We start from the raw sequence: 21,941 nt of genomic DNA on the forward strand, positions 1-21,941 counted from the left end.
TGGCTGGCCGCGTTTGGCAAGCTGCGAACCCGCTTCGAGCGCCGCATCGACATTCATGTCGCGCTGCTTTCCCTGGCTTGTTGTGTCATCTGTGCTCGCAACCTCCCTTTGTTTTGTTAGCCGCTCTTAACGCCCTGAAGCCTCCCACCATCACCCGCCGCGGCGCCCTGCTCGGCCTGGCACTCGCCGCCAGCGCATTCGCCGCCACCGCCCAGGCGCAACCCGCCGGCTACCCCCACAACGGGCGCGTCGTCATCGTCGTGCCGTTCGCGCCGGGCGGCGCCACCGACATCATCGGCCGCCTGATCGCCGACGCGCTCGGCAAGCGCTGGAGCACAGCGGTGGTGGTGGACAACAAGGCCGGCGCCGGCGGCGGCATCGGCACCGAGCTCGTCGCACGCGCCAGGCCCGATGGCTACACCTTGCTGCTGGGCACGCAGACCGCGCTCGCAGTCAACCCACACCTGATCAAGAAGCCCGGCTACGACGTGGACAAGGACTTCGCGCCCATCACCCAACTGGCCAGCACGCCCCTGGTGCTGCTGGCCGGCAACAAGTCCGGCGCGAACACGGTGCAGGAGCTGGTGGCAGCCATCAAGGCCAAGCCCGACGCCATCTCCTACGGCACCAGCGGCAACGGCACCTCGCAGCACCTGACCACGCTGATGCTGCTCAACCGCATTGGCGGCAAGGCCGTGCACATCCCGTACAAGGGCAGCAGCCAGTCGCTGGCCGACCTGGCCGGCAACCAGATCGACATGCAGTTCGACAACATGACGACGGGGCTGGCCTTCGCCAAGAACGGCCAGGCCAAGGCCCTGGCCGTGACCAGCCTGGCGCGCACCGAACTGCAGCCCGGGCTGCCAACGCTGGCCGAGTCCGGCGTGCCCGGCTTCGAGGCCGTGACCTGGCTGGGCCTGCTGGCGCCGGCCGGCACGCCGGCCGATGTGGTGAACTATCTGAACAGGGAAGTCGTGGCGGTGCTGGAATCGGCCCCGGTCAAGGCCCGTTTGGCGGCGCAGGGCTTCACGCCAAAGCCGATGACGCCGGACGGCTTTCGCAGCTTCATCCGCGATGAAACGCGCAAATTCGGCGAGCTGATCAAGACCAACAACATCACCATCGACTGACGGGAGACACCATGGGCATCCGCCACCCCCTGGACGACCGCATGCCCGCACTGCTGAAAAGCGGCCAGCGCCTGCGCGGCATTTTCAACGGCCTGCCCAGCCCTGCCATCGTGGAGATGTGCGCTTACGCGGGCTTCGATTTCGTGATCCTCGACAACGAGCACGGCAGCGCCGACCTGGAGACCACCGAGAACATGCTGCGCGCCGCGCGCGCCAGTGGCATCCCGGCGGTGGTGCGCTGCCTGCGCCACGACATCCCCCGTCTGCTCGACATGGGCGCCGGCGCGCTGCAGATCCCCATGGTCAACACGGCTGACGACGCGCGCGACCTGGTGCGGCGCGTGCGCTATCCGGGCGCGGGCGAACGCGGCAGCGCATTCAGCACGCGCGCGGCGGGCTACGGCGCCTTCGGCGGCCGCGCACATGCGCAGCGCAGCAACGAGGGCATCGCGCTGATCGTGATGGTGGAGACGCCCGAGGCCGTGGCCAACGCCGGTGAGATCGCGGCGGTAGAGGGTGTCGATGCCGTCTTCGTCGGCCCCAAAGACCTCTCGCACGCCATGGGCTATGCCGACGACTGGCGCCGCGCCGAGGTGCAGGCCGAGATCGCGCGTGCGCTGAAGGCCGTGGTCGCGGCCGGCAAGTGCGCGGGCACGCTGGGGCTGACGCTGCAGGATGAGGAGACGCACACGGCCATCGGCGCGCGCTACTTCGCGACCGTCTCGACCGGGCTGATCACCAAAGCGTTCCGGGAGGCGGCGCTGGCGGGACGAAGTGCCCAGGCGCTGGCGTTGAAGTACTGAGGCGCGGCATGGACGCAGGCCGCGAGGACCGGCGGAGGCCTCCAAGCGTCTTGCCGAGATCGGTGCGGATGCTAAGCTGCCGGGTTGCCTGACGATGCCCGCCATCGCCCCTGCCATTTTCTACGGAACCCCCATGCCCGGCCTGCTGCCCGACGTCGATCCCGACGGCCTGCTCGAATTCTCGGTGGTCTACACCGACCGCTCGCTCAACCACATGTCGCGCCGCTTCGTCGGTGTGGCGCAGGACATCCTGGCCACGCTCAAGCAGGTCTACCGCGCCCACACCGCCGTGCTGATACCCGGCAGCGGCACCTTCGGCATGGAGGCCGTGGCGCGGCAGTTCGCCAACCGCGAGAAGGTGCTGATCGTGCGCAACGGCTGGTTCAGCTACCGCTGGAGCCAGATCTTCGACGCCGCGGGCGGCCTGGGCGGCAGCGCCGTGGTCTGCCAGGCGAGCCAAATGGGCGACGGCCCGCAGGCGCCCTGGGCGCCGATGCCGGCGGAAGAGGTGGCCGCGGCCATCCGCGCCGAACGGCCGCGCCTCGTCTTCGCGCCGCACGTGGAGACCGCCAGCGGCATCCTGCTGCCCGACGACTACCTGCGCACCCTCTCCGCGGCGGCGCGCGAGGTGGGCGCGCTGTTCGTGCTGGACTGCATCGCCTCGGGCGCGGTCTGGGTCGACATGCAGGCCACCGGCGTGGACGTGCTGATCAGCGCACCGCAGAAGGGCTGGAGCAGTTCGCCCTGCTGCGCCATGGTGATGCTGGGCGAGCGCGCCCGCGCCGCGATCGACGGCACCACCAGCAGCAGCTTCGCCTGCGACCTGAAGAAGTGGATGCAGATCGCCGAAGGCTACGAAAAAGGCCAGCATGCCTACCACACCACCCTGCCGACCGATGCCCTGCTGCGGCTGCGCGACACGATGCTGGAGACGCGCGACTACGGCTTCGACAAGGTGCGGGCCGAGCAATTCGAGCTGGGCGCCCGGGTGCGCGCGCTGCTCGAATCACGGGGCTTGCCCAGCGTGGCGGCCGAGGGCTTCAAGGCGCCGGGCGTGGTGGTGAGCTACACGACCGATCCGGGCCTGCAGAACGGCAGCAAGTTCCTGGCTGCCGGCCTGCAGACCGCCGCCGGCGTGCCGCTGCAGTGCGGCGAGGGGCCGGATTTCAAGACCTTCCGCATCGGCCTGTTCGGGCTGGACAAGTGGCACCACGTGGAGCGCACCGTGGGCCACCTGACCGCGGCGCTGGACCAGGTGGCGTGATGGCGGCTATTTCGCCGTAGGCATCGCGAACTCGGCGCCCTTGGCCGTGCTTTCGGGCCAGCGCTGCATCACGCTCTTCTGCCTGGTGTAGAAGCGCACGCCTTCTTCGCCGTAGGCGTGCATGTCGCCGAACAGGCTCTTCTTCCAGCCGCCAAAGCCGTGCCAGGCCATGGGCACGGGGATCGGCACGTTGATGCCGACCATGCCGACCTGGATGCGGCGGGCAAATTCGCGCGCCACGTGGCCGTCGCGGGTGTAGCAGGCCACGCCGTTGCCGAACTCGTGCGCATTGACCAGGTCCACCGCCTCGGCGAAGTCCTTCACGCGCACGCAGGCCAGCACCGGGCCGAAGATCTCTTCCCGGTAGATGCGCATCTGCGGCGTCACCTTGTCGAACAAGGTGCCGCCGGTGAAGAAGCCGCCTTCATGGCCCGGCACCTTGAGGCTGCGGCCATCGACCACCAGTTCGGCGCCCTCCTCCACACCCAGGGCGATGTAGCCCTCGATGCGCTCCAGCGCCTGGCGCGTGACGATGGGGCCCATCTCGGCGTCGGGCTCCATGCCGTTCTTCACCACCAGCGCCTTGGCGCGCTCGGCGAGCCTGGGAATGATCCTGTCGGCCACGTCGCCCACCAGCACCGCCACGCTGATCGCCATGCAGCGCTCGCCGGCCGAGCCGTAGCCCGCGCCCACCAGCGCATCGACCGCCTGCCCGATGTCGGCGTCGGGCATGACCACCATGTGGTTCTTGGCGCCGCCCAGGGCCTGCACCCGCTTGCCGTGGCGCGCGCCGGTTTCGTAGAGGTACTGGGCGATGGGCGTGGAGCCGACGAAGCTCAGCGCCTTCACGTCCGGGTGCTCCAGCAGCGCGTCCACCGCCAGCTTGTCGCCCTGCACCACGTTGAACACGCCGTCGGGCAAACCGGCCTCGGTCAGCAGGCGCGCCATCAGCAGCGAGGCCGAGGGGTCGCGCTCGCTCGGCTTGAGGACGAAGCAGTTGCCCGCAGCGATCGCCACCGGGAACATCCAGCACGGCACCATGCACGGGAAATTGAAGGGCGTGATGCCCGCCACCACGCCCAGCGGCTGGCGCAGCGTCCAGTTGTCGATACCGGTGGAGGCCTGGTCGGTGAAGTCGCCCTTGAGCAGTTGCGGGATGCCGCAGGCGAATTCGATGATGTCGATGCCACGGCTGACCTCGCCCTGCGCGTCGCTGAACACCTTGCCGTGCTCGGCCGTGATGATGGCGGCCAACTCATCCTTGTGCTGGTTCACCAGCTCCAGGAACTTGAGCATGACCCGCGCGCGGCGGATCGGCGGCGTGTCGGCCCACTGGGGGAAGGCCTTGCGGGCGCTGGCGACGGCGGCGTCCACGTCTTCCCGGGCCGCCAGGCGCACCTGCCGCGCCTGGGCGCCGGTGGCGGGGTTGAACACCGCCTGCATGCGGGTGCCGGCGCCGGTGAAGGGCTGGCCGTCGATGAAGTGGGCGACTTCGGCGGAATCGGTGAAGGCTGTGCGCATGGCGTGCGGTCTCGGAGGATGGATCGGAGCCCGCAGTCTAGGAACGCCAGCCGGCCCTGCCTAGTCCGCCGCACTGAATTGATTGTTCGGCCTGATGAACAATGCGGCCATGGATCGCCAAAATATCGAGACCCTCTGGAGCCATCTGCACTGGCTCACCGTGCTCGGCCAGCAGGGCAGCTTCACCGCCGCCGCGGCGCGCCTGGGCGTGAGCAAGGCGGCCATGAGCCAGCGCATTGCCGAGCTGGAGCGCGCCGCCGGCGTGCCGCTGGTGCGCCGCACCACGCGCAGCGTGCGCCTGACCGAGGCCGGCGAGCGGCTGGTGGACGACACGCGCGGCGCCTTCGAGCAGATCGCCCACAGCTTTGCCGGCGTGCGCGACCTGGCCGGCGCGCCGCGCGGCCTGCTGCGCGTCACCGCGCCGGTGGCCTTTGCGCGCCAGCAACTGGTGCCGCGCCTGCCGGACTTCCTGCGCGCCTACCCCGAGGTGCGGCTGGAGCTGGACCTGTCGGACCGCCTGCGCTCACTCGCCATGGAGGGCTTCGACCTGGCCGTGCGCCATGCCGCCGCGCCGCCCGATACCCACGTGGCCTGGACGCTCGCGCCCACGCGCTCGGTGCTGGCGGCCAGCCGCGCCTACCTGCGCCGGCGCGGCACGCCCGCCACGCCGGCCGAGCTGGCCGGGCACGACTGTCTGCACTACCCGCGCGCGCAGGACACGCCCGTCTGGACCTTGCGCCACGGCGCCCAGGGCGAGCGCGTCAGCGTGCCGGTGGCCGGCCCCTTCGCCGCCAACAACAGCGAGGCGCTGCGCGACGCCGCCGCCGCCGGCCTGGGCATTGCGCTGCTGCCCGACTTCAGCGCGCAGTCCGGCCTGCAGGCCGGGCGGCTGGTCGAGGTGCTGCCGGGCTGGCAGCCGGTGGATGCCTTTGGCGAGCGCCTGTATGCGATCCGCCCGTATTCGGCCCACGTGCCGCGCGCGGTGGAGGCCTTCGTGGCCTACCTGCGGCAGGCGTTCGCTGCGGGCTTTGCGGCGTGAACTCACTTTTTCATGCACGTCCGGAGCACGGCCTGGGCAGCTTGCCGATCGCCGCGCGCGGCGTCCTTCTCCGATGACGGCCGACCGGCAGCCCCCTGCGGTTTCGTGGGGAGGATCGAAGGCCTTTACGCGCTGGTCGCCCATCCCGGCGCGATCCTGGCGCCGCTCCTTTGCCGGCCTTTACTATTAAATCAATAGCTAGAAGCCAAGGTATATCCTGGGCTTCAGGCATTTTTCTTCAAGATCATGACCGGCCGGCCCGAAACGGCTCGCCGATTCGGGCCGGACCGGACTGTGCGCCTTCTCGGCTCAGGGCTGGACGGCCGGCTTGACCTTGGTCAGCTTGTAGAGGTCGGCTGGCGGCGAGCACTTCTGGCAGTTGATGCCAGGCTCGTTGGCCGCCTGCTTGACCGAGTCGGCCGGGAGCGGCTGGATCGTCGCGCCGGGGGTGGGCTCGCCCTTCAATGCGGAGGCCAGCGACAGCTCGGGCAACAGCACCGGGTTGAAGACCTCGGTCACGAAGGACTCGGGCACCTTGCCTTCCGCGAACACGTTGCATCCGTTCTCGAGCTTTTCACCGGTACACAGCTTGACCTCGTCGGCCGGCACCCACGGCAGCGGGTACTCGATGTTGTGGACATCGAGCTTGCGCTTGCCGAGCAGGCCTTCCATCAGGATCTTGAAGGCGAACCCCGCCTGCGCCGGCGGCGAACCAGACGAGACGCCCTTCAGGCCGGCGGCCTGGAAGTCCTTGTTGGCCAGCGCCAGCCGGAAGCCGTTCGAGTTCTCGCCCGTCACCGGAACCAGCTTCTTTCCGGCAGCCTGCAGCGCCTTGATCGCCCCATTCTCGCCGGCCTGCGCCCAGATGCCGTCGACATCGGGGTGCGCGGCCAAGGCCTTGGCGGTCTCGGTCTGGGTGCTGCGGTCATCCCAGAAGCTGTAGTACTCCGAGACCACCTTGATGCCCGGGTACTTCTTGAAGACGCTCATGGCGCCGTCGGTGTGGCGCTTGTCGACCGAATTGCCCGGCACGCCACGGCTCAGGAAGATCTTGCCCTTGCCGCCCAGCGCATTGACGAGCGCCTGCGCGCTGTTCTCGCCGAAGCCGGAAGTGATGTAGCTGACGTTGTAGGCGCACGGCTCGGTCACCGTCGCGTCATACATGAAGAACAGCACGCCCTTCTCGCAGCCCCGCTTCACCGTGCGGTTCAGTGCCACCGGAGAGATCGGGAAGCTGACCACCCCGTCGGCGCCAGCGTCGATCATGCTCTCGTAGGCGGAGATCTGCCCGGCGACCTCGGTGCCCGAGATGACCTCGCGCAACTCGACCATCTTGTCGTAGGGCGGCGTCCTGGCCAGCGCCTTGACGACGTTGGCCGCTTCCGACTGCCAGGAATTGCCGCTGTAGCTCAGGCTCAGGTAGATGAGGTATTTGTCCTTCTTCTTGGCCTGGGCCTGCGCGGCCATCGGAGTGGCAAGCGCGGCAGCCGCCAGCAGTGTCGTCGCCATTGCCGCGAATCGGCCGGCCACTTGTCTCTTTGTATTGCTCATGTCGTACTTTCGTTGGGTTGATGTAAATCTGCCCGGTGTCGCACGGCGGGCACCGGCGATGCGTCGCTCGAATCGATGCGGCTTCCTCGCCTCGCCGGTCGGCTAGCGGCTGAATCGCCGGCGGACCGAATCCAGCACCTGGTCCTGCAGCAGCAGCAGCGCCAGCAGGATCACGGAGCCTTCGATGACCGTGCGCCAACCCTGCGCGAGCCCCAGCGAGGTGATGAGCATGCTCAGCACCGTCAGCAGCACCGCGCCGCCGACCGTGCCGACAAACGTGCCGCGCCCACCGAAAATGGACGAGCCTCCAATGACCACGGCAGCGATCGCCGGCAGCAGGTACGCATCGCCCATGCGCAGCGTGGCCCCGTTGGAGTAGCCCACGAGCATCATCCCGACCAGCCCCGCGCAGGCAGCCGACGCGGCGTATGCCGCGATCGTGAGCAGCCGCACGCGCAAACCGGCGGCGCGGGCCGCGTTGGCATTGCTCCCCATCGCATACAGGTGAACGCCGAACAAGGTGCCCTTCTGGATGAAAACAGCGACGGCGATGAACGCCAGCACGAACGGGATCGCCATCGGGACGCCCAGCCAATCGCCGTGCATCAGGGACGAGAGCAGCCGCGGCGCGCTGCCGCTCGGCGTGCCCTTCGTCACGCCGAGGCACGCGCTGTAGACGATGACGCCCATCGCCAAAGTCATGATGAAGGCCGGCACCCGAAGCAGCGCCACGCCGACTCCGGACACCGCCCCCACCAGGGCGCAGGCCGCCAGCGCCGGCAGGTAGAGATAAGGCTGCATCTCGGGCGCGGCGCGGCCGATCCAGCCGGCGGAAAGAATGCCTCCGAGGGTGATCAGCGAAGGCAGCGACAGATCCAGACCGCCGATCAGCACCACTAGGCCCTGGCCATACGCGGCGACGATCAGGAACGACGACAGGATGAGGATCGTGCCGGCCTGCTCGATGCCGTTGAAGCTCGGGCTCACGAGGCGCGCCACCAGCAGCAACAGCGCACTGGCGCAGAACACGGCGATCGCCGCCAGGGTTTCGCGGCGCATCCGCGCCGTGGTGCGGTTGTCGGCAGGCACGGCCTTGACGCTGGCGTTGCCCATGGGCATGGAAGCAACCGAAGATGCGGACTGGTTCATGTCACCCTGCTCACTCATGTGCGACGCGGGTCATCCGCGACACGGCCTCACCCAGCAGCACCGCGAGCACCATCACGGCGCCCTGGAACAGGCCGATGTAAAACGACTCCACCCCGGACGAGAAGAGCACCTTCTGAAGCAGCGTCAGCGTGGCGGCGCCGATCATGCTGCCGATGACGCCGCCGCTGCCGCCGCTGAACGAGGTGCCGCCCAGGGCCACCGCCGCGAACACCAGCAGCAGCATGCTGCTGCCACCATTCGGGTTGCCCGAGGCGGTCTGCGCCGACAGCATGAAGCCCGCCAGCCCGTACAGCATGCCCGCCAGCACGAAGGCGATGCACTTCGTGCGCCGCACGTCGATGCCCGAAAGCCCCGCCGCGGTCTCGTCCTTGCCGACGGCATAGAGTGCGACGCCGACGTCGGTGCGCTTGAGCAGCAGCCAGCACAGCCCCACCGCCGCCGCGACCAGCCCGGAGACGGGCAGCACGCCCGCCAGCGTGTCGGTCATGTTCTCGGCGATCCAGTCGGACACCGCGCCCCCGGGCGCATCCATCACCAGCAGCGCCGCGCCCTGGGCGATGATCATCGTTGCGAGCGTGACGGCGATCGATTGCAGGCCCACATAGGCGACGAGCAGGCCGTTGATCAGCCCGACGAGGGCACCGATGGCCAATACCAGCGCCATACTCGCGGCGGCACCGCCCGAACCCTCGAACGGGTAGGCCGCCAGGACGACGTTGGTGAGCGACATGACCCCTGCCACCGACAGGTCGAAACCGCGCAGCAGGATGATGAGCGTTCCACCGGCGGCCGCGATGATGAGCGGCGCGCCGTTGTTCAGCAGATCGGTCAGCGCCGAGACGCTGAGTGCGCTGCGCGAGTTGGCGGCATAGACCGCGTAGAGGATGACGTACAGGACACCCGCGACGACGGCACCGTTGCCGAGTACGGCAAGGCGCCCCGCAGAGGTGGACGGACGAGGTTTCGAATCGTTCATGCGGCCATCCGATGGTGAAGTGCGTGGCCGGTGGCGGCGGCCAGCAGGTGGGTCTCATCGATCTCCGCCTTGGGCAGGTCTGCGACGATGCGCCCGGCATATACGACCAGACACCGGTCGCAGAGCCGGATCAGTTCCGACAGCTCCGACGAATAGAGAAGTACCGAGCCGCCCTCGGAGGCGAACTCCTGGATCGTGGCGTAGATCGACTCCTTGGTGCCGACGTCGACACCGCGCGTCGGATCGAACAGCAGCAGCGTCCGCGCACCGCAGACCAGCACTCGCGCCAGCAGCGCCTTCTGCTGGTTGCCGCCCGACAGATCGTTGATGTCGAAGTCGAGGTACCGGTCCTGGAGGTCGACCTTGCCGGCGACGCTCTTGACGTGGCGCAGCTGTCGCTCGCGCAGCACCACGCCGCCACGGCCCATGCTGGCGGGCGAGGCCAGCGCGATGTTGTCCTTCACGCTGAGGTAAGGGAAGATGCCTTCGGTCTTGCGCTCCTCGGGCACGAGGGCGATGCTGACGTCGGCCCGCATTGCGCGCGTCGGCGAGCTGACATCCTTTTCCTGCCCGTCGATCTCGATCGTGCCGGCGCGCTTTCGCTGCAGGCCGAACAGTGCATCGAAAAGGTCGCGCTGGCCTTGGCCATCGAGGCCGGCCACGCCGAGAATCTCGCCGGCATGGAGGCTGAAGCTGGCGGCCTCGACCTTGCCCGCGCTCAGGCCCGACACGCGCAGGCGCGGCGTGCCGGTGCGCACGACGGTGGCTGCCGCATCCTGCCTGCGCGCGACCTGGTGGCGGCCGACCATCAGTTCGAAGATGCCCGCATCATCGACCTCGCCGATCGCGACCGTGGCCATGCTGGCGCCGCTGCGCAGCACGGTGCCATGGCGGCAGAGCTGGCGAATCTCGTTGAGGCGGTGCGAGACGTAGAGCACGGCCGTACCCGTTGCCGTGACGCGTGCGATCCGCTCGAAGAGCCAGTCGGTCGAGGCTTGCACCGCGCTGGGCTCGTCGAGCACCAGCACCCTCGGCCGGAAGCTGAGGGCCCGTGCAATCTCCACGCGCTGGCGGTTGGCGAGCGAAAGTGACGCCACTGTCGCGCGGGGATCGATGGCGTCAAGGTGGAATTCGGCCAGCAGCGCGCGCGCGCGCTCCTCAGCGCGACGCCGATCGACGAGCCCGAGCAGGCGTCGCGTGGGCTGTGACGGCAGCGCGAGGTTCTGCGCCACCGTCAGGTTCGGCAGCAGGCTGAGCTCCTGAAAAGCGGTGCAAACGCCGCCGGCACGGGCCGCGAGAATGCTCGCGGGCCGGTACGGCTGGCCGTACAACTCCATGGAACCGCCATCGGGGGTGATGGCGCCGGTCAGGATCTTTACCAGCGTCGACTTGCCGGCACCGTTCTCGCCCAGGAGCGCATGGACCTCGCCGGCCGCGATCGACAGGTCGACGTTCTGCAAGGCCACCGTCGGGCCGTAGGACTTGTGCAGCCCGCTCAGGACCATCGCGTTGGCGGCGACGGCATCGGTCGCGGTGCGGATTGTCGGGAGGGCACTCATGGCAGACGGAGCTTCATGACGTTCGTTGGCGTGGGCGGGGATTCGGGAACTCTCGTGCGTCGTCGCATCGGTGCATGAACTGTCGCGCAACGGCGCATGCAAAGGTTCTGCAAACGCTTCATGCTTTCCCGCATGGGCGCTGGCGACAGACCCGTGCGTGCAATGCGGAGTGCCGCCGGCGTGCGCTCCCCCACCGTGCGCAGACCGGCCAGCCAAGCCGGATCGGGTCAGACTTGCGCGGGCGCCGGCCCGGTGGTGTCACGGCGGATGAGTTCGATCGGAAGGATGTCTCGCCGGGCAGGCCGCAAGTTGTGCGACTGCATGCGGTCAACCAGGCGCTGCGCCGCGGTGCGCGCCATCGCTTCCACCGGCTGGCGGATGGAAGTCAGTCCGATCAGCGGAGAGCCCGCCAGCGGCATGTCGTCGAAACCAATCACCGACAGTTGCGAGGGCACGGCGATGCCCTTGCGCCGCGCGGCCTCTAGAACACCCAGCGCGATCGTGTCGTTGCCTCCCACGATGGCGGTGACACGCTGGGCCTGGCCCAGCATCGCCATACCGGCCGAATAGCCGGCCTCATGCGTGTAGTCGCCCTGGACCAGATGGACGTCGGCGGCCGGCACGCCGTGGCGTTGCAGCCAGTCCATCGCCCCGCGCACCCGGTCCCGGCTGGTCGACGTGCTGGCCGGCCCCATGACGAGGCCGATGCGGCGATGGCCCAGTTCGAACAGGTGCCGCACCGCTTCGCTGCCTGCATGGATGTTGTCGATTTCCACGGTGTCGACATTGGCGTCGTCCACGGAACGCACCACCAGGACGCACGGAATGCCGCGGCGCTGCAGTTCGAACACCAGAGGGGAGTCGATCGTGGCGGTGGCGAAGATGATCCCATCCAGATAGCCGTCGATGAGCGGCCTGAAAGCGAGCAGATCCTTGGTCGCCGTCATCGAGTCGATCAACAGCACCACCTGGTAGCCGAGCCCCTCGAGCGCGTGATGCAGATGTTCGAGCAGCACGGTCATGAACCGGTTGTGCATGGCGCCGACGACCACCCCGACCAGATGCGTCGCCGACTTGCGCGATCCCCGCCCCTGTGTGGGCAAGCGGTAGCCCAGCTCGGCCGCGGCGGCCTGGACGGCGCTTCGGGTCTTGTCGCTGATGGCCGGATGCCCCGACAGGGCGCGCGACACGGTCGACACCGCCAGCCCGAGGCGGGTGGCCACGTCATGCAGGGTAGGGGCCACGGCCACGTCGATATCCGTCGGATCTTTTGCATTCACGAGGCGAAGTTTCACTCCGCTTTGCATTGATTGAAAGACAAAGCGTTCGCCCCTAGGGAAACCCCATACCGTTTGCGCAGCGTTTGCACTGCCCAAGCACTCGGCTGGCGCAAATCAGGCCAGGCCAGGCCGCCGCGCGTCTCGCTCTAGGGAAATTCCATATCGTTTGCACTCACTTTGCAGACGCCGGTTGGTGATACTTCCACCGCTGGTGCAAACGCCCCGCGGTATGGCGGCGGCGTATCAGCCAACACGGAGTAGCCGAATGCAGGTGTCGAAGATGCTGATGTGGGACGAAGCGCTGATTCACCAGCCGCACTGCGAAACCCTGCGTGAAGCGCCGCCGCCCGCCGCCTCAGCGACGGAGGGCATCGAGACGAATCGCGACGAGTTGATCCGCTATGCCGTTGCCATGCGGCCGTGCTATGACCGGATCAACCGCGTGATCGGACAGCTCGCGGGCCTGTTCATCCTGGCGCATGCCATGGGCCGCGTCGAAACCGACTTCGAGGCGATGCGGGCCGTGCTGCGGCAGATGGCCGAGGTACGCGAAGCGGTGAACGCCATCTCACCGCCCCCTAACGCGCGGCGCCACTACGTTCGCATGCTGAAGGTGCAGCGCTTGATCGACGAGGTGGCGCTCGATTTCCGTCGCCCGGGCTGGACCCGCGAGCGCACCCACGAGGCCCTGGCGCGGTGGAACGATGCGCTCAAGTCGGCCCACGCGCACCTTCGCGCTGCCTCCTCGGGTCAGCTCGGCATGCTGCCCGTCGACTTCGGCCAGGCGTGCTGCAGTTGCCACGGCCCGAAGGTGCCGCCGCGCGATACGGCCGACCTGGCCTGACCCGCTCCTCACCCTCCCACTCGGAACAAGCGCCCCGCGGACAACACCGGAGACCTCCAATGTCGAAGTACTCGATCTACGTGCTGGAATACAGCTACGTCGCCAACTATCACCTCAGCGGCATCGTCTACGGCGCCCACAACCAGGGATACCGCAAGCTGCCGTACTGCTACGCCCTCATCATGAGCGACGACCATGTCGCGATGATCGACGTCGGCTACAACCACAAGGAGTACGGCGCTTTTCTCGGCGACAAGTTCGGCGTTGAAAACTGGCGCTCGCCGCGCACCGTGCTGGCCGAGGTCGGCCTCACGCCCGAGGACGTGGACAGCGTCTTCATCACGCACGCCCACTTCGACCACCTCGGCAACGTCGAGGACTTTCCCAATGCCAAGTTCTACATCCAGCAGCGCGAGCTGTCGAAGTGGATCTGGGCCATGTCCTTGCCCGACCGAATGAAGTGGATGATGGTCGCGGTCGATCCGTCGGACATCCTCAAGGCCGTCGATCTGGCCCGCCAGGGCCGGCTCGTCTGCGTGGACGGCGACATGGAGGACGTACTGCCCGGTGTCGATCTGCGCGCCGCCTTCGACAGCCACACCTACGGCTCGATGTGGATCTCCCTGCGCAACGATCTGGCCGCACAGTCCAGCGATCGCTGGGCGCTGGCGGGCGACCTCATCTACGTCTACGAGAACCTCGAAGGAGACGGCTCTGCGGTCGGGCTCGACAAGATCTACACCCCCGTCGGCCTGGCGGTCGGCAGCACGACCAACCTCATCCTCACGACGGAGGAAATCATGAAGTCGGTGGGCTACGAAACCAGGCGCGTGATCCCCGTGCACGAGGAGCGCCTGAAGGACATGTTCCCTTCGCGCATCACCAAGGAGGGGCTGCGCATCAGCGAGATCTGCCTCGCCAGCGGCCAGTCCTCATTGGTCCGATAGAACCGGCCAGAACAGCTCAGCCCAGTATCCCATCAGCAAAGGTAACCAACCGATGATTCACCACCTCAAGCAAGGCCGCAGCGGCGAAATGAAAGCCACGGACGCCGGCAAAGTCAGGGAAACCGTCAGCTCGATTCTCGAGGACGTCGAGGCACGCGGCGATGCCGCGGTGCGCGACTTCTCGAACAAGTTCGACAACTGGTCGCCCGAGTCCTTCCGGCTCTCGAACGACGAGATCGCGGCGTGCGTGCGCGCCTTGTCGCCGGGGCAGCGTGCCGACATCGAATTCGCACAGGCGCAGGTGCGCAACTTTGCCCAGGTGCAACGCGAATCACTGCAGGACGTCGAGGTCGAGACGCTCCCGGGCGTGGTGCTCGGGCACAAGAACATGCCGGTCGCAAGCGTGGCCTGCTACGTTCCCGGCGGCAAGTTTCCCCTGATCGCGTCGGCGCACATGGGGGTCGTCACGGCCAAGGTGGCGGGCGTTCCGCGCATCCTCGCGGCTTCGCCACCGGTGCAGGGCAAACCGCACCCGGCCGTCGTCGCGGCCATGCACCTGGGCGGCGCTGACGAGATCTACACCTTCGGCGGAGTGCAGGCGATCGCCGCCATGGCCCTCGGCACGGAAACCATCGACCCGGTCGCCATGGTGGTCGGGCCCGGCAACGCGTTCGTCGCCGAAGCCAAGCGGCAGTTGTTCGGGCGCATCGGCATCGACCTGATCGCCGGTCCTTCGGAAACACTGGTCATCGCAGACGACAGCGTCGACGCCGAGTTGTGCGCCACCGACCTGCTCGGGCAGGCCGAGCACGGGTTCAACACGCCGGCCATCCTGCTGACCAACTCGCGCAAGCTCGCCGAAGAGACCATGCAAGAGATCGAGCGGCTCCTGAAGGTGCTCCCGACGGCGGGCACCGCCGGCGTGTCATGGAGGGACTACGGCGAGGTGATCGTGTGCGACACCATCGACGAGATGGTGCAGGAGGCCGACCGCATCGCCTCGGAGCACGTCCAAGTGATGACGCGCGACCCGGACTACTTCCTGCGCAACATGCGCAACTATGGCGCACTCTTTCTCGGTGCACGCACCAACGTTGCCTACGGTGACAAGGTCATCGGCACGAACCACACGCTACCCACCGGGAAGGCCGCGCGCTACACCGGCGGCCTGTGGGTCGGCAAGTTCATCAAGACCTGCACGTACCAGCGCGTGCTGACCGACGAGGCCAGCGCTCTCGTCGGTGCCTACTGCTCGCGTCTGTGCGCGATGGAAGGGATGATCGCGCACGGAGAGCAGGCCAACGTGCGGGTTCGCCGCTACGGCCATCGCGACGTACCCTACGGCGGCGCCGCGCAGTAGCCCGGGCGCCACCAGGAACGGAGCGTCAGTCCAATCGGATGTTGGCCGCCCTGATCACGCCGGACCACAGCTTCTGCTCGCTGCGGGTGAAGTCGGCGAACTCCTGCGGGCTCATGGGCATGGGCTCGATGCCCAGTTCTTCCAGCTTGGCGCGGGTCTCGGGGTGCCGGAGCGCGGCGACCAGGTCCTTGTTGAGCCGCGCCACCACCGGCGCCGGCAGCTTGGCCGGGCCGACGAAACCCTGCCAGGCATAGGCCTCGAAGCCGGGCACGCCGGCCTCGGCCATGGTCGGCACGTCGGGCAGGAGGGCCAGGCGCTGCGGCGTGGCCACGGCCAATACACGGATCTTGCCGGCCTTGATCGCCGACAGGCTGGGCGGCAGGTCCACGAACATGGCGTTGACCTGGCCGGCCATCAGGTCCTGCAGCGCGGGCGCCGAGCCTTTGTAGGCGACGTGCAGGATGTCGGTCTGTGTGCGCTGCTTGAACAGCTCCAGCGCCACGTGCAGCGGCGATCCCGGGCCGGAGGAGGCCGAGGACACCTGGCCCGGCGTCTTGCGCGCCTGCGCGAGGAACTCCTGCACGTTCCTGGCCGGGAAGGACGGGTGCACCGCCAGCACCAGCGGCATGCGGCCCAGGCCGCCGATGGGGGTGAAATCCTTCTCGGCGTTATAGGTGAGGCTGCTGTACATGGCCGGGTTGAAGGCCAGCGTGCCGGAGTCGGCCGTGCCCACGGTGTAGCCGTCGGGCGCCGAGCGCGCGATGAAGGTGGCGCCGATGATGCTCGCCGCGCCGGGCTTGTTGTCGATGATGACCGGCTGGCCCAGGTCCTGCCCCATCTTCACGGCCAGGCCGCGCGCGATCACGTCCGTGGTGCCGCCGGGGGCATAGGGCACGATCCATCTGACCGGCTGCTGCGGATACGCCGGCGGCTGCGCCTGGGCGCCCAGGCAGGTGGCGAGCAGTGCGGCGCCCAGCAGGCGCAAAGAGGTACGGGGCATGGGAATGTCTCCTGGGGGTGGGAATGGAACGAAATCTTTCTCTTTTATGGGTGCAGCCCATACAGCATGCTGCCTTATAGCTATTAATTTCATAGCAAATGGCTTCATGACTGCGCCAGCATCCACTCGTGCGCCGGGTCGTTGCGGAAGGCCCAGCGCCGCTCGGGCCCGGCCATGGTGTTGAGGTAGTACAGGTCGTAGCCATGCGGCGCCACGCAGGGGTGGTAACCGCGCGGCACCAGGACCGTGTCGCGGTGCTCCACGGCCATGGCCTGGTCGATGCTGCGGTCGTCGGTATAGACGCGCTGGAAGGCAAAGCCCTGCGGCGGGTTGAGCTGGTGGTAGTAGGTCTCCTCCAGCACCGTCTCGGCCCCGGGCTGGGTGGGGTCGGCGCTGTCGTGCTTGTGCGGCGGGTAGCTGGAGGCGTTGCCGGCCGGCGTGATCACCTCCACCACCAGCAGGGCTTCGGCCGGCGCCGACTCGGGCAGGATGTCGCACACGTAGCGGGTGTTGCTGCCGCGGCCGCGCACGCTGCGCGCCATCTGACCGGGCTCGATCACGCGCGCGGGCAGTCGGCCGGTGGCTGGCGCGGTGCTCAGCGCCACTTCGGCCGGGCCGCGCGCGGCGATGCGCACCGCACGGCCCGGCGGCACGTAGACGGCCGTGGGCGATTGCTCCTCGAACACCGAGGCGCGGCTGCCCAGCGCGCTGTACTGCTGCGCATCGACCTGCACGTCGACCTGGCCTGCGAGCACGGTGATGCACAGCTCGCGCGCGCCGGTGGCGAAGGACTCCTGCTCGCGCGCGGCCAGCCGCAGCGCCTTGAAGCCCACGTGGGTCCAGCCGGCGGAGGCAGGCGTGACGTCGGCGATGACGCGGCCGACCTGGTTGGCCTTGACCAGCAGTTTCATGCCGCCACCTCTTGGAGTGCGGCCTGCGCCACGGCGGCACGGCTGGCGCGCCAGCCGGCGATCAGGCGGCGGAAGCGGGCCGCCACCTGGGCGCTGAAGGCTGCGTCGTCGATGTCGCCGGCCAGCCAGGCCAGGCTCGGGCCGGCCCATACCGAGCGGCCGACCATGAAGCCCTTGACGATGGGCGCGCGCGCCTCGGCAAAGCCTGCAATCAGCTGCTCCAGCGGCTGCGACAGGCCCAGGATCACGGCGCCGCGGCAGTAGGGGTCGCGCTCCTGCACCAGGGCATCGAGCGCCTGCCAGTGGCGCGCCGCCATGCAGCCGAGCTTCCACCACTCGGGCTTGAGGCCGATGTCGTAGAAGTGGCGGATGGCGCGCAGCGCCGCTTCGCCGCCGTCGCCCGGCGCCAGCGTGTCCTGGGGCGGAATCACCTCCAGCAGCAGCTCGTGCCCGCTGGCGCGGGTGGCTTCCCACACCTGCTGCAGCCACTCGTCCTGCTCCTGGCGCAGCGCCAGCGCGTCGTCCGGGTGGTAGAAGACCAGGCACTTCACGACCTGCTCGCGCGGCCAGTGCACCAGCTGCGAGGCAAGCGAATGCGTGCCGTCGAAGCGCAGCGGGCGCGAGCCCGGCCTCTCCACCGGCCGGCCCAGCCACCAGCCGCGGCCGGTGGCCTCGTGCAGCGCGGCTTCCCCCAGGCCCGGGCGGCCATCCACCAGCACGCCCAGGCGGCCCTGGCAGCCAGGCTCGGACTCGATCCCGGCCACCACCTGGTTGAGCAGGCGCTTCAGGCGCGGCAGGCGACTGGCGTCGGCGCCGGCCTGGCGCGCCAGGTCCTCGAACTGCGAACGGTGGTCGTAGGCCAGCACATACAGTTCGGGCCACTGCGCGCGCGGCACGCTCACCCGGTGCAGGTGGGCGAGTTGCGGGTCCTGGTCCGGGCGCGGGTGGCGCTGGCCGGAGAACCAGTGCGCCAGCTCGGCCGGCGTGGGCATGGCCGGCGCGCAGCCGTGGCGCGAGACGACGATGGCGCCGCAGGCATTGGCGATGCGGGCCGACTCGGCAAAGCCCTTGCCGCGCAGCAGGCCGGCGAGCAGGCCGGAGGCGAAGGCATCGCCCGCGCCGAGCACGTTGAGCACCTCGATGCGCTCGCCCAGCACGGTCAGCGCGTCGTCGATGCGCGCGGGAATGGCGCCGTCCACGATGCTGCAGCCCAGGGGCCCGCGCTTGACCACCAGCACCGCCTGCGTGCATTCGCGCACGCGGCGCAGGCAGGCCATCAGGTCGCCCTCCACGCCGCCGGCGATGGTCCATTCCTCTTCGGTGCCGATGATCAGCTCGAACGCGCCCAGCAGCGCCTGCAGGTGCTCGCTGACCTTCTGGCTGCCGACGTAGCGCGTCTCGCCGTCGCCCTTGGCGGCCAGGCCCCAGAGCACCGGGCGGTAGTCGATGTCCAGCACCCGCACCAGGCGGTGCCGCCCGGCGATGTCGAGCGCGCGGCGGCTGGCCGCCAGCACGGTGGGCGTGCTCAGGTGGGTGCCGGTGATCAGCAGGCTGCGGCACTGCGCCAGAAAGTCCTCGCGGATGGCGTCGGCGTCCAGCGCCATGTCGGCGCAATTCTCGCGGGCGAACAGCAGCGGGAAGCTGTCCTGGTCCTTGATGCCCAGCAGCACCATGCCGGTCAGGCGCTGCGCGTCGAGCTGCACCTGGCTGACATCGCAGCCCTCGCGCCGCAGCGTGTCGAGCAGGAAGCGGCCGTTCTGCTCGTCGCCCACGCGCGAGACCATGGCCGAGCGCAGGCCCAGGCGCGCCGTGCCGAAGGCGATATTGGCCGACGAGCCGCCCAGGTACTTGGAGAAGCTGCTGGCCGACTCCAGGCTGCAGCCGATCTGCTGGGCATACAGGTCCACCGCCAGCCGGCCCAGGCAGGCAATGTCATAGGGCCGCTCGGCCGGGAAGCTAAGAGTGCCCATGCGCATCCTTGTCTGCTGCTGTGTCCGTTTTTCTCGTCGAAGGAGCGCGCCGGATAATGGCCCGCGCCCCGCTCGGGCCGGATGATAGCGCACAATAGAAATTTATTTCTATATTTATGAAAAACAGAAAAACTGCCACGACAGCGGCGGTCACGGCGCCGGGCTATGACAGCGCAGACGCCTTCCTGGCCGCGGTGCAGGCGGGCTTCGATGCCCTGAGCAAGCAGCTCAAGGCGATCGCGCGGCACGTGGCGCAGAACCGCGACCATCTCGCGCTGGACGGCATCCAGGACACCGCGCGCCAGTGCGGGGTACAGCCCTCGGCCGTGGTGCGCTTTGCCAAGCATTTCGGCTTCTCGGGCTTCTCGGAGATGCAGGCGCTGTTCCGCGCCGAGGCCGAGCGCCAGCTGGCCCCGGGGCGCGGCTACCAGGACCGCATCCGCGACCTGATGGCGCCGCACGCGGACCGGCTGACGCCGTCGCAGATCGCGCATGGGGTGATCGGTGCCAGCGTGGACAGCCTGCAGACGCTGCAGCGCCAGTTGCCCGACGCGGACTTCGACGCGGCGGTGGCGCTGATGCTCGACGCCCCGGCGCTCTGGCTGGCGGCATCGCGCCGCGCCTTCCCGGTCGGGGCCTACCTGGCCTATGCGCTGCAGCACACCGCCAAGCCGGTGCACTGGCTGCACGGCCTGGGCCACATGCAGCAGGGTGAGTTGCGCGCCCTGACGCCGGGCGACGTGATCGTCGCGGTGTCCTTCGCGCCCTATGCCCAGGAGACGCTGGACCTGGCCACGGCTGCGGTACAGCAGGGCGCGCGGCTGCTGGCGATCACCGACAGCCCGCTCAGCCCCCTGGCCGCGCCGGCCAGCGCCACGCTGCTGGTGCGCGACGGCGAGACCTTCGGCTTTCGCTCGCTGACCAGCACGCTGTGTCTGGCGCAGTCATTGTTCCTGGGGCTGGCCTACCGGATGGAGCTGGCTTACGAGCAAGGCACGCCGGCGGCCGAGGCCGGCAGGCCGAACACCCGGTCGAAGACCCAGTTGAAGACGAAGGTGTAGGCCAGGAAGAACAGCAGCAGGCCCATGTCCATGACCAGCGCCTGCCACAGCGTCACCTCGAACCACCAGGCCATGAGCGGAATCAGCAGCAACCCCAGCCCGCCTTCGAAGCCGATGGCGTGCGCCACGCGCCTGCGCAGGCTGCGCCCGCGCACCGCCTGGCGCGCCTCCCACAGTTCGAACAGGTAGTTGAAGGCCAGGTTCCAGACGATGGCGATGCCCGAGGCCGCCACCGCCACAACGCCCGAATGCGCCACGCCCTGACCCGAGGCCAGGGCCAGCATGAGGCTGGCCGCGACGATGGCGATGAGTTCGTAGAGCGTCACGTAGACGACGCGCCGTTGGATGCCTTGCATGGTGAAAAGTCCTGAATCAAAACCTCGATGGCCGGACTTTATGTGCAGGAAGATGAAACGTTAAGTCATCTTCTATCAAGACTTCTGATAGAAAGAAGGCCATGGCCTTCACCACCGAGAACCTTGCCGTCCTCCTGGCCGTGCTCGACCAGGGCTCCTTCTCTGCCGCGGCGCGCGCGCTGGGCCGGGTGCCGTCGGCCGTGAGCATGGCCATTGCCCACCTGGAGGCGGAGCTGGATCTGCCGCTGTTCGACCGCAGCGGCCGCGAGCCCCGGCCGACCGCGGCGGCACGCGCGCTGGAGCCCCAGGCGCGGCTGCTGGCGGCCCAGTGGCGGCAACTGGAGGCGCAGGCGCTGTCGCTGACGCAGGGGCTGGAGCACCGGCTGGCGCTGGCGATCGCGCCGGAGCTGATCTCTGCCCCCTGGAGCGCGCCGCTGGCCCAGTTGGCGCAGGAGCATCCGCTGCTGGAGGTGGAGGTGCTGGCCGCGCCGCAGGCCGACGCCGTGGCGCTGCTGCATGCCGGGCGCGTGCAACTGGCGCTGGTGTTCGAGCGGCCCAGCCTGGACGGGCGCGAGGGTTTTCAGGAAGTGGGCCGGGAGACGCTGGCCGCCGTCATCAGCCCCGCGCACCCGGTGCTGCGGGAGACCGGCGGGCGCCTGCGCGAAGAGCACCTGATCCACGTGCGGCAGGTGGTGGTGGCCGGCCGAGACGCGCGGGCGCGCGATCCGCGCCTGGTCTTTGCCCGGCACTGCTGGTGCACCGACAGCCCCGAGGCCGCGCTGGGCCTGCTCAAGGCCGGCCTGGGCTGGGGCTGGCTGCCGCGCAGCTTCGCCGCGCCGCACGTGGCCGCCGGAACGCTGCACGAGATGGCGTTCGAGAACCTGTCCAACGGCCTGAACCTGTGGGTGGACGTGGTCTGGTCCAAGGAACGGCCGCTGGGCCTGGGCGCGCGGCGCTTCGTGGAGCTGCTCAGCAGCGCGGCCGACGCCGCTTAATCTTACTGTGTCACAAGAGTAGCTTTGCGCTTGCCCTTCCGCAGCAGGGACACTGGCCGAGACGAGCGATCAGTTGGTAGCTCAGTCGATGACGCAGTGTCGTGATCGACGTCGCCACGTGGCGTTGCGCGCGCAGGACTGCCTCGGGGGACGTAATCCTCGGGAAGGGCAGGCACCTGGCGTTCGATGAAGTTTTTTTTATCG

General features: G+C 68.6%; 19 protein-coding genes and 2 pseudogenes. 10 read left to right on the top strand and 11 right to left on the bottom strand.

Translation table 11 applies throughout. From position 1 onward, the window contains the following. The 4 genes and pseudogenes from JHD63_RS16075 to JHD63_RS16090 form a co-directional block, all read left to right on the top strand. Positions 1–120: pseudogene (locus tag JHD63_RS16075) on the top strand (IS5/IS1182 family transposase); the annotation flags it as partial. After that, positions 114–1,130 (top strand): Bug family tripartite tricarboxylate transporter substrate binding protein, encoded by a 1,017-nt coding sequence (locus tag JHD63_RS16080; RefSeq protein ID WP_198971815.1) that lies wholly within the window; start codon positions 114–116, stop codon positions 1,128–1,130. The pseudogene JHD63_RS16075 and the gene JHD63_RS16080, both read left to right, overlap by 7 nt. A gap of 11 nt (positions 1,131–1,141) precedes the next feature. Continuing rightward, positions 1,142–1,933 (top strand): HpcH/HpaI aldolase family protein, encoded by a 792-nt coding sequence (locus tag JHD63_RS16085; RefSeq protein WP_198971816.1) that lies wholly within the window; start codon positions 1,142–1,144, stop codon positions 1,931–1,933. Positions 1,934–2,066: 133 nt separating this feature from the next. Next, entirely contained in the window at positions 2,067–3,197 is a 1,131-nt protein-coding gene (locus JHD63_RS16090) for an aminotransferase class V-fold PLP-dependent enzyme (protein WP_198971817.1), read from the top strand. A gap of 6 nt (positions 3,198–3,203) precedes the next feature. Here the strand turns inward: JHD63_RS16090 and JHD63_RS16095 are convergent, their stop codons facing one another. Next, on the bottom strand, positions 3,204–4,718 hold the full coding sequence (locus tag JHD63_RS16095; protein ID WP_198971818.1) for a CoA-acylating methylmalonate-semialdehyde dehydrogenase: 1,515 nt from the start codon (positions 4,716–4,718) through the stop codon (positions 3,204–3,206). 109 nt (positions 4,719–4,827) lie between these two features. On the opposite strand from JHD63_RS16095, the gene JHD63_RS16100 reads away from it, so the two are divergent. Beyond that, on the top strand, positions 4,828–5,757 hold the full coding sequence (locus JHD63_RS16100; protein WP_198971819.1) for a LysR family transcriptional regulator: 930 nt from the start codon (positions 4,828–4,830) through the stop codon (positions 5,755–5,757). A gap of 309 nt (positions 5,758–6,066) precedes the next feature. On the opposite strand, the gene JHD63_RS16105 is transcribed toward JHD63_RS16100, so the two are convergent. The 5 genes from JHD63_RS16105 to JHD63_RS16125 all read right to left on the bottom strand — a co-directional run bounded on the left by JHD63_RS16105 (position 6,067) and on the right by JHD63_RS16125 (position 12,308). Continuing rightward, positions 6,067–7,308, bottom strand: a complete 1,242-nt coding sequence (locus JHD63_RS16105; protein ID WP_233168265.1) for a sugar ABC transporter substrate-binding protein — start codon at positions 7,306–7,308, stop codon at positions 6,067–6,069. A 102-nt stretch (positions 7,309–7,410) separates the two neighbouring features. Continuing rightward, positions 7,411–8,457 (bottom strand): ABC transporter permease, encoded by a 1,047-nt coding sequence (locus tag JHD63_RS16110; RefSeq protein WP_198971820.1) that lies wholly within the window; start codon positions 8,455–8,457, stop codon positions 7,411–7,413. Positions 8,458–8,467: 10 nt separating this feature from the next. Then, positions 8,468–9,454 (bottom strand): ABC transporter permease, encoded by a 987-nt coding sequence (locus tag JHD63_RS16115; RefSeq protein WP_198971821.1) that lies wholly within the window; start codon positions 9,452–9,454, stop codon positions 8,468–8,470. Beyond that, positions 9,451–11,013, bottom strand: a complete 1,563-nt coding sequence (locus tag JHD63_RS16120) for a sugar ABC transporter ATP-binding protein (RefSeq protein ID WP_198971822.1) — start codon at positions 11,011–11,013, stop codon at positions 9,451–9,453. Before JHD63_RS16120 ends, JHD63_RS16115 begins: the two co-directional genes overlap by 4 nt. A gap of 227 nt (positions 11,014–11,240) precedes the next feature. Beyond that, on the bottom strand, positions 11,241–12,308 hold the full coding sequence (locus JHD63_RS16125) for a LacI family DNA-binding transcriptional regulator (RefSeq protein WP_370590544.1): 1,068 nt from the start codon (positions 12,306–12,308) through the stop codon (positions 11,241–11,243). Positions 12,309–12,558: 250 nt separating this feature from the next. On the opposite strand from JHD63_RS16125, the gene JHD63_RS16130 reads away from it, so the two are divergent. From JHD63_RS16130 to hisD, 3 genes are read left to right on the top strand one after another with little or no spacing between them, the layout of a single operon-like run. Beyond that, the gene (locus tag JHD63_RS16130; RefSeq protein ID WP_198971824.1) at positions 12,559–13,137 is read left to right on the top strand and encodes a hypothetical protein; all 579 of its coding nucleotides are present in this window, start codon (positions 12,559–12,561) and stop codon (positions 13,135–13,137) included. Positions 13,138–13,196: 59 nt separating this feature from the next. Continuing rightward, on the top strand, positions 13,197–14,084 hold the full coding sequence (locus tag JHD63_RS16135) for an N-acyl homoserine lactonase family protein (RefSeq protein ID WP_198971825.1): 888 nt from the start codon (positions 13,197–13,199) through the stop codon (positions 14,082–14,084). A gap of 52 nt (positions 14,085–14,136) precedes the next feature. After that, complete coding sequence (gene hisD / locus JHD63_RS16140) at positions 14,137–15,444, top strand: histidinol dehydrogenase (protein WP_198971826.1); 1,308 nt, start codon at positions 14,137–14,139, stop codon at positions 15,442–15,444. A 25-nt stretch (positions 15,445–15,469) separates the two neighbouring features. On the opposite strand, the gene JHD63_RS16145 is transcribed toward hisD, so the two are convergent. The 3 genes from JHD63_RS16145 to JHD63_RS16155 form a co-directional block, all read right to left on the bottom strand. Continuing rightward, complete coding sequence (locus tag JHD63_RS16145) at positions 15,470–16,444, bottom strand: Bug family tripartite tricarboxylate transporter substrate binding protein (protein ID WP_198971827.1); 975 nt, start codon at positions 16,442–16,444, stop codon at positions 15,470–15,472. A gap of 104 nt (positions 16,445–16,548) precedes the next feature. Beyond that, entirely contained in the window at positions 16,549–17,355 is an 807-nt protein-coding gene (gene iolB / locus JHD63_RS16150) for a 5-deoxy-glucuronate isomerase (protein WP_198971828.1), read from the bottom strand. Further along, positions 17,352–19,325 carry a bifunctional 5-dehydro-2-deoxygluconokinase/5-dehydro-2-deoxyphosphogluconate aldolase gene (locus JHD63_RS16155; RefSeq protein ID WP_198971829.1) on the bottom strand — a complete coding sequence of 658 codons (1,974 nt, stop codon included), beginning with the start codon at positions 19,323–19,325 and terminating at the stop codon, positions 17,352–17,354. The genes iolB and JHD63_RS16155 overlap by 4 nt, the downstream gene beginning before the upstream one ends. A gap of 116 nt (positions 19,326–19,441) precedes the next feature. Here JHD63_RS16155 and JHD63_RS16160 point away from each other — a divergent pair, with 116 nt between their 5' ends. Beyond that, positions 19,442–20,386 carry a MurR/RpiR family transcriptional regulator gene (locus tag JHD63_RS16160; RefSeq protein ID WP_198971830.1) on the top strand — a complete coding sequence of 315 codons (945 nt, stop codon included), beginning with the start codon at positions 19,442–19,444 and terminating at the stop codon, positions 20,384–20,386. Here the strand turns inward: JHD63_RS16160 and JHD63_RS16165 are convergent. Further along, positions 20,308–20,742, bottom strand: coding sequence for a PACE efflux transporter (locus tag JHD63_RS16165; RefSeq protein ID WP_198971831.1), 435 nt, complete (start codon positions 20,740–20,742; stop codon positions 20,308–20,310). The two genes, JHD63_RS16160 and JHD63_RS16165, sit on opposite strands and share 79 nt — an antisense overlap. A gap of 101 nt (positions 20,743–20,843) precedes the next feature. On the opposite strand from JHD63_RS16165, the gene JHD63_RS16170 reads away from it, so the two are divergent. Then, complete coding sequence (locus JHD63_RS16170) at positions 20,844–21,737, top strand: LysR family transcriptional regulator (protein ID WP_198971832.1); 894 nt, start codon at positions 20,844–20,846, stop codon at positions 21,735–21,737. Positions 21,738–21,739: 2 nt separating this feature from the next. On the opposite strand, the pseudogene JHD63_RS24095 reads toward JHD63_RS16170, so the two are convergent. Next, positions 21,740–21,941, bottom strand: a pseudogene (locus tag JHD63_RS24095) (IS701 family transposase); the annotation flags it as partial.

Origin of the sequence: Xylophilus sp. ASV27, assembly GCF_016428875.1 — a bacterium.
Lineage (GTDB): Bacteria > Pseudomonadota > Gammaproteobacteria > Burkholderiales > Burkholderiaceae_C > Xylophilus.

Bases quoted from the DNA above. Each gene is read 5' to 3' on its own strand.
- JHD63_RS16085 (WP_198971816.1), top strand. From the start codon at position 1,142: ATGGGCATCCGCCACCCCCTGGACGACCGCATGCCCGCACTGCTGAAA.
- JHD63_RS16090 (WP_198971817.1), top strand. From the start codon at position 2,067: ATGCCCGGCCTGCTGCCCGACGTCGATCCCGACGGCCTGCTCGAATTC.
- JHD63_RS16095 (WP_198971818.1), bottom strand. From the start codon at position 4,718: ATGCGCACAGCCTTCACCGATTCCGCCGAAGTCGCCCACTTCATCGAC.
- JHD63_RS16100 (WP_198971819.1), top strand. From the start codon at position 4,828: ATGGATCGCCAAAATATCGAGACCCTCTGGAGCCATCTGCACTGGCTC.
- JHD63_RS16105 (WP_233168265.1), bottom strand. From the start codon at position 7,308: ATGAGCAATACAAAGAGACAAGTGGCCGGCCGATTCGCGGCAATGGCG.
- JHD63_RS16110 (WP_198971820.1), bottom strand. From the start codon at position 8,457: ATGAACCAGTCCGCATCTTCGGTTGCTTCCATGCCCATGGGCAACGCC.
- JHD63_RS16115 (WP_198971821.1), bottom strand. From the start codon at position 9,454: ATGAACGATTCGAAACCTCGTCCGTCCACCTCTGCGGGGCGCCTTGCC.
- JHD63_RS16120 (WP_198971822.1), bottom strand. From the start codon at position 11,013: ATGAGTGCCCTCCCGACAATCCGCACCGCGACCGATGCCGTCGCCGCC.
- JHD63_RS16130 (WP_198971824.1), top strand. From the start codon at position 12,559: ATGCAGGTGTCGAAGATGCTGATGTGGGACGAAGCGCTGATTCACCAG.
- JHD63_RS16135 (WP_198971825.1), top strand. From the start codon at position 13,197: ATGTCGAAGTACTCGATCTACGTGCTGGAATACAGCTACGTCGCCAAC.
- hisD (WP_198971826.1), top strand. From the start codon at position 14,137: ATGATTCACCACCTCAAGCAAGGCCGCAGCGGCGAAATGAAAGCCACG.
- JHD63_RS16145 (WP_198971827.1), bottom strand. From the start codon at position 16,444: ATGCCCCGTACCTCTTTGCGCCTGCTGGGCGCCGCACTGCTCGCCACC.
- iolB (WP_198971828.1), bottom strand. From the start codon at position 17,355: ATGAAACTGCTGGTCAAGGCCAACCAGGTCGGCCGCGTCATCGCCGAC.
- JHD63_RS16155 (WP_198971829.1), bottom strand. From the start codon at position 19,325: ATGGGCACTCTTAGCTTCCCGGCCGAGCGGCCCTATGACATTGCCTGC.
- JHD63_RS16160 (WP_198971830.1), top strand. From the start codon at position 19,442: ATGAAAAACAGAAAAACTGCCACGACAGCGGCGGTCACGGCGCCGGGC.
- JHD63_RS16165 (WP_198971831.1), bottom strand. From the start codon at position 20,742: ATGCAAGGCATCCAACGGCGCGTCGTCTACGTGACGCTCTACGAACTC.
- JHD63_RS16170 (WP_198971832.1), top strand. From the start codon at position 20,844: ATGGCCTTCACCACCGAGAACCTTGCCGTCCTCCTGGCCGTGCTCGAC.